The sequence below is a fragment of the Burkholderia sp. E168m23 genome, from assembly GCF_016586125.1.
Classification (GTDB): domain Bacteria; phylum Pseudomonadota; class Gammaproteobacteria; order Burkholderiales; family Burkholderiaceae; genus Burkholderia; species Burkholderia orbicola.
Genome location: NZ_BCPP01000545.1, coordinates 1 through 4,846 on the forward strand (window position 1 = coordinate 1; position 4,846 = coordinate 4,846).

Annotated in this window: 5 protein-coding genes; all 5 read right to left on the bottom strand. The window is 68.9% G+C overall.

Annotated elements, in window-relative coordinates; translation table 11 throughout:
- The coding region (yjfF, locus tag JMF90_RS24295; RefSeq protein WP_236598030.1) for a galactofuranose ABC transporter, permease protein YjfF at positions 1 to 1,073 on the bottom strand (1,073 nt) is incomplete at its 3' end.
- The gene (locus JMF90_RS24300) at positions 1,070 to 2,113 is read right to left on the bottom strand and encodes an ABC transporter permease (protein ID WP_054928618.1); all 1,044 of its coding nucleotides are present in this window, start codon (positions 2,111 to 2,113) and stop codon (positions 1,070 to 1,072) included. The genes JMF90_RS24300 and yjfF, both read right to left, overlap by 4 nt.
- Complete coding sequence (locus JMF90_RS24305) at positions 2,110 to 3,624, bottom strand: sugar ABC transporter ATP-binding protein (protein ID WP_054928617.1); 1,515 nt, start codon at positions 3,622 to 3,624, stop codon at positions 2,110 to 2,112. The genes JMF90_RS24300 and JMF90_RS24305 overlap by 4 nt, the downstream gene beginning before the upstream one ends.
- 60 nt (positions 3,625 to 3,684) lie before the next feature.
- On the bottom strand, positions 3,685 to 4,647 hold the full coding sequence (locus JMF90_RS24310) for an ABC transporter substrate-binding protein (RefSeq protein WP_006481192.1): 963 nt from the start codon (positions 4,645 to 4,647) through the stop codon (positions 3,685 to 3,687).
- The coding region (locus JMF90_RS40225) for a hypothetical protein (RefSeq protein WP_236598031.1) at positions 4,644 to 4,846 on the bottom strand (203 nt) is incomplete at its 5' end. The genes JMF90_RS24310 and JMF90_RS40225, both read right to left, overlap by 4 nt.

Below are 4,846 nucleotides of genomic sequence, written 5' to 3' on the forward strand. Positions count from 1 at the left end.
GTCGATACCAGCCCGATGTCCTCCTTGGGCGGCGCCGGCCGCGCGGGCGCGGCAGCCTGAGTCGGCCGCTGCGCGCCGAGCCCGGTGCCGCCGGTGCGGCGCCGCGTCGCGTGCCGCTCGATCACCCGCTGCAGCACGCAGAACACGCACAGCAGCGCGCCGATCACGATCCGCGTCCACCACGAACTCAGCGTGCCGTCGAACGTGATCAGCACCTGGATCGTGCCGAGGATGCCGACCCCGAACACCGAACCGATCACGTACCCCACACCGCCCGTCAGCAGCGTGCCGCCGATCACGGTCGCGGCGATCGCGTCGAGTTCCATCCCCTGCGCCTGCAGCCCGTAGCCCGACAGCACGTACAGCGTGAACACCACGCCGCCGAGCGCCGAACAGAAGCCGCTCAGCGCGTAGACGCCGATCTTCGTGCGCGCGACCGGCAAGCCCATCAGCAGCGCCGAGCGTTCGTTGCCGCCGACCGCATAGACGTTGCGGCCGAAGCGCGTGAAGTGCGCGACGTAGATCGCGACGGCCAGCGTCGTGAGCGCGATCAGCGCACCGGCGCTCAGCATGCCGCCGCCGAGCGGCACGCTGATGCCCGCAATCGCGTGGAACGCCGGCGCGTTGATCGTGATCGACTGTGTCGTGATCAGGAAGCAGGCGCCGCGCGCGAGAAACATTCCGGCGAGCGTGACGATGAACGGCTGCAGCTTGAAGTAGTGGATCAGCGCGCCCATCGCCGCGCCGTACAGCGCGCCGAACGCGAGCACCAGCGGCACGATCACCCACACGGGCCAGTGCAGCCGTTCGGCGCCGACCGCGCAGAATATCGTTGTCAGCGCAACGACCGAGCCGACCGACAGGTCGATGCCGCCCGATACGATCACGAACGTCATCCCGATCGCGACGATCAGCAGGAACGCGTTGTCGACGAGCAGGCCGGTCAGCACCTGCATCGAGAAAAAGCCCGTGTACATCACGGACCCGAAGCCGAACAGCGCGGCGAACAGCACGATCGTCACGACGATCGGCAGCGTGCGCGGATCGGCGAGGCGGCCAAGGAAACGGTTCATCGCGGCGTCGCTCCGGTGGTGGTGGCGCGCGATCGCGCGGAAGGCAGCAGCCGCGACGCGTGCCGCACCAGCAGCGCGCGCGCCGCGTCCGACTGGATCAGCGTCACGACGATCACGACGACCGCCTTGACGACGAGCGTCGCCTCCGGCGGCACGCCGATCGAATAGGTCGTGTAGGTGAGCGTCTGGATGATCAGCGCGCCGAGCACCGAGCCCGCGAGGCTGAAGCGGCCGCCGAGTAGCGACGTGCCGCCGAGCGTCACCGCGAGGATCGCGTCGAGTTCGAGCAGCAGCCCCGCGTTGTTGCCGTCGGCGCTGCGCACGTTCGAGCTCGCGAGGATGCCCGCGAGCGCCGACATCACGCCCGAGCACAGATACACGCCGAACACGACCGCGCCCGAGCGCAGCCCGACGAGCCGCGTCGCGACCGGGTTCACGCCGATCGCGCGAATGAACAGCCCGAGCGCCGTACGGTTCACCAGCAGCGCGGTCGCGCCGATCGTCGCGAGCGCGATCCACACCGCGCACGGCACGGTCGCGAGATAGCCGCCGCCGAGCGCGAGGTAGCCGGGCGCGCCGATCGGGATGATCTGGCCGCCCGTCAGCAATTGCGCGACGCCGCGACCGGCCACCATCAGGATCAGCGTCGCGATGATCGGCTGCATCCCGACGAAGGCGACCAGCAGCCCGTTCCACGCACCGGCCAGCAGCCCGACGCCGAGCGCGGCGGCCAGCGCCGTGCCGACTTGCGACGGGTCCGCCTCGAGCACGGTCGCGGCCGCCGCGCCGGCGATCGCGACGATCGCGCCGACCGAGATGTCGATCCCGCGCGTCGCGATCACGAGCGTCATCCCGAGCGACACGATCACGAGCGGCGCCGCGCGGTTCAGGATGTCGATCGGCGCGCCGAACAGGTGGCCGTCGAGCAGCGCGATCGACAGGAAGCCGGGGCGATACGCGACATCCAGCGCGAACAGCAGCGCGAGCGTCAGCACCGGCCACGCGAGCGAATGACGAAACAGCGTGCGTAGCCACGTCATGACTGGCCTCCCGCGATCAACCGGTAAACCTGCTCCTCGGACGCATCGGCGCCGCTCAGCTCCGCGACCTTGCGCCGGTCGCGCAGCACCGCGATCCGGTGGCTCACGCGCACGACCTCGCTGATCTCCGACGAGATGAACAGGATCGCGAGCCCCTGCGCGCACAGCGCGAGCACGCGCTCCATGATGTCGAACTTCGCGGCGACGTCGATGCCGCGCGTCGGCTCGTCGAGAATCAGCAGCTTCGGGTCCGTCGCGAGCCAGCGCGCGAGCAGCACCTTCTGCTGGTTGCCGCCCGACAGCAGCCCGATCGGCTGCTCCGCGTCGCGCGCCTTGATGCCGAGCCGGGCGATGTACGTGTCGGCGATCTCGCGCTGTCGCGCCCGCCCGATCAGCCGCCACCAGCCGCGCCGCGCCTGCAGCGCGAGCACGATGTTCTCGCGGATCGACAGCGCGGCGACGATGCCCTCCTTCTTGCGATCTTCCGGGCAGTACGCGATGCCGCTGCGCACCGCGTCGTGCGGCGACGCGAGCCGCTTGCGCGCGCCGTCGATCTCGATCGCGCCGGTATCCGGGCGCGCGGCGGCGAACGCCAGTTGCGCGGTCTCGGTGCGGCCCGAGCCGAGCAGCCCGGCCAGCCCGACGATCTCGCCAGGGCGCACGTCGAGATCGAGCGCGCTCATCATCCCGCGCCGGCCGACCTGCTGCATCGACAGGAACGGCGCGGCGGTCGCGGTGTCACGCTCGACCGCCGCGGCGCCCGCCTGCAGCGTCTCGGACATGCGCTCGCGGCCGGTCATCTTCGCGACCAGCACGTCGACCGGCAGGTCGCGCGCGAGGTACTCGCCTTCGCGCTCGCCGTTGCGCATCACGGTGATGCGGTCGGACACCGCATAGGTCTGCTCGAGAAAATGCGTGACGAACAGGATCGCGATGCCCGACGCCTTCAGCCGGTGCAGCACGTCGAACAGGCGCGCGACCTCGCCGTCGTCGAGGCTCGAGGTCGGTTCGTCGAGAATCAGCACGCGCGCGTCGACCGACACCGCACGCGCGATCGCGACCATCTGCTGCACCGCGATCGGATACGAATCGAGCGAACGCGTGACGTCGAGCGCCAGGTCGAGTTCGGCGAGCGCGTCGCGCGAGCGCGCATGGATCGTCTTCCAGTCGATCGCGCCGCGCCGCATCGGCTGCCGGCCCGCGAAGATGTTCTCCGCGACCGACAGGTTCGCGCACAGGTTCACTTCCTGGTAGAGCGTCTGGATGCCGGCCGCCTCGGCCTCGCGCGGCGCGGCGAAATTCACCGGCGCGCCGCCGACGCGAATCTCGCCCGCATCGTGCGCGTGCACGCCGGTGAGCACGTTGATCAGCGTCGACTTGCCCGCGCCGTTCTGGCCCATCAGTGCGTGGATCTCGCCCGGAAACAACCGGAAGTCCACGCGCTGCAGCGCGCTGACGCCCGGAAACGACTTGTCGATGCCGATCATCTCGACCACCGGCGGACTCTGCATGCAGCCTCCCTCGAAGCGTCGCCGGACGGCGGCCGCGAGGCCGCCGTCCGGGCGGACAGGTCAGTACTTGCGGGTCGGCAGCACCTGCGCCGCGACGTTCATCGGGAACACCGTCTCGTTGGTCACGATGCGCTTGGGCAACTGCTTGCCGGCGACGACGTCCTTCACCGCGGTCATCAGCTGCGGGCCGAGCAGCGGGCTGCATTCGACGTCGACGTTGATCTTGCCCGCGACCATCGCCTGGAAGCCGCCCTTGGTCGCGTCGAACGACACGACGCTCACGTCCTTGCCGGGCTTGATGCCGGCTTCTTCCATCGCCTGGATCGCGCCGAGCGCCATGTCGTCGTTGTGCGCATAGACGACGTTGATCTGCTTGCCGTAGGTCTTCGCGAACGCTTCCATCACCTGCTTGCCGCCGGCGAGCGTGAAGTCGCCGCTCTGCGACGCGATCACCTTGAATTTCGGATTGTTCTTGATCACTTCGAGCAGGCCCGCGCGGCGGTCGTTGGCCGGCGCGGAGCCGACCGTGCCCTGCAATTCGACGATGTTGATCGGGCCTGCGTCGTTCTTGTAGCGCTCTTCCAGCCAGTGGCCGGCGCGCCGCCCTTCCTCGAGGAAGTCGGAGCCGATCATCGTCACGTACAGCGACGGGTCCTTCACGTCGACCCCGCGGTCGGTCAGGATCACCGGGATATGCGCGGCCTTCGCTTCGGTCAGCACCGGCTCCCAGCCCGATTCGACGACCGGCGAGAACGCGATCACGTCGACCTTCTGCGCGATGAACGAGCGGATCGCGCGAATCTGGTTCTCCTGCTTCTGCTGGGCGTCGGAAAACTTCAGGTTGATGCCGGCGTCCTTCGCCGCGCCCTTCACCGATACGGTATTCGCGGTGCGCCAGGCGCTTTCCGCGCCGACTTGCGAGAACCCGAGCGTGATCGGCTTTTGCTGCGCGTGCGCGCCGCCTGCCAGCACCGTCGCCGCGGCGACGATCGCGCCGGCCGCCAGCTTCCTGATGAATGTCATGGTCCGTCTCCGATGATGTCGTTGTGTGCCGCGGCGCTGTTGTGTTTCTGCGTGGCGCTGGCGCGGATCGGGCTGCGCCGGCCGGCGTGGGCAGCCGGCGCGGTATACATGCCCCGCATCAGTCTAGAAACAAGTCCGATAACCTTCCAATGAAATATTGGATTGAGCCGATGTCGAAATCGGCATACGTATAAACACC

What these genes read in the sequence shown, in the direction of transcription:
- JMF90_RS24300 (WP_054928618.1), bottom strand. Translation starts at nt 2,113, where the DNA reads ATGACGTGGCTACGCACGCTGTTTCGTCATTCGCTCGCGTGGCCGGTG.
- JMF90_RS24305 (WP_054928617.1), bottom strand. Translation starts at nt 3,624, where the DNA reads ATGCAGAGTCCGCCGGTGGTCGAGATGATCGGCATCGACAAGTCGTTT.
- JMF90_RS24310 (WP_006481192.1), bottom strand. Translation starts at nt 4,647, where the DNA reads ATGACATTCATCAGGAAGCTGGCGGCCGGCGCGATCGTCGCCGCGGCG.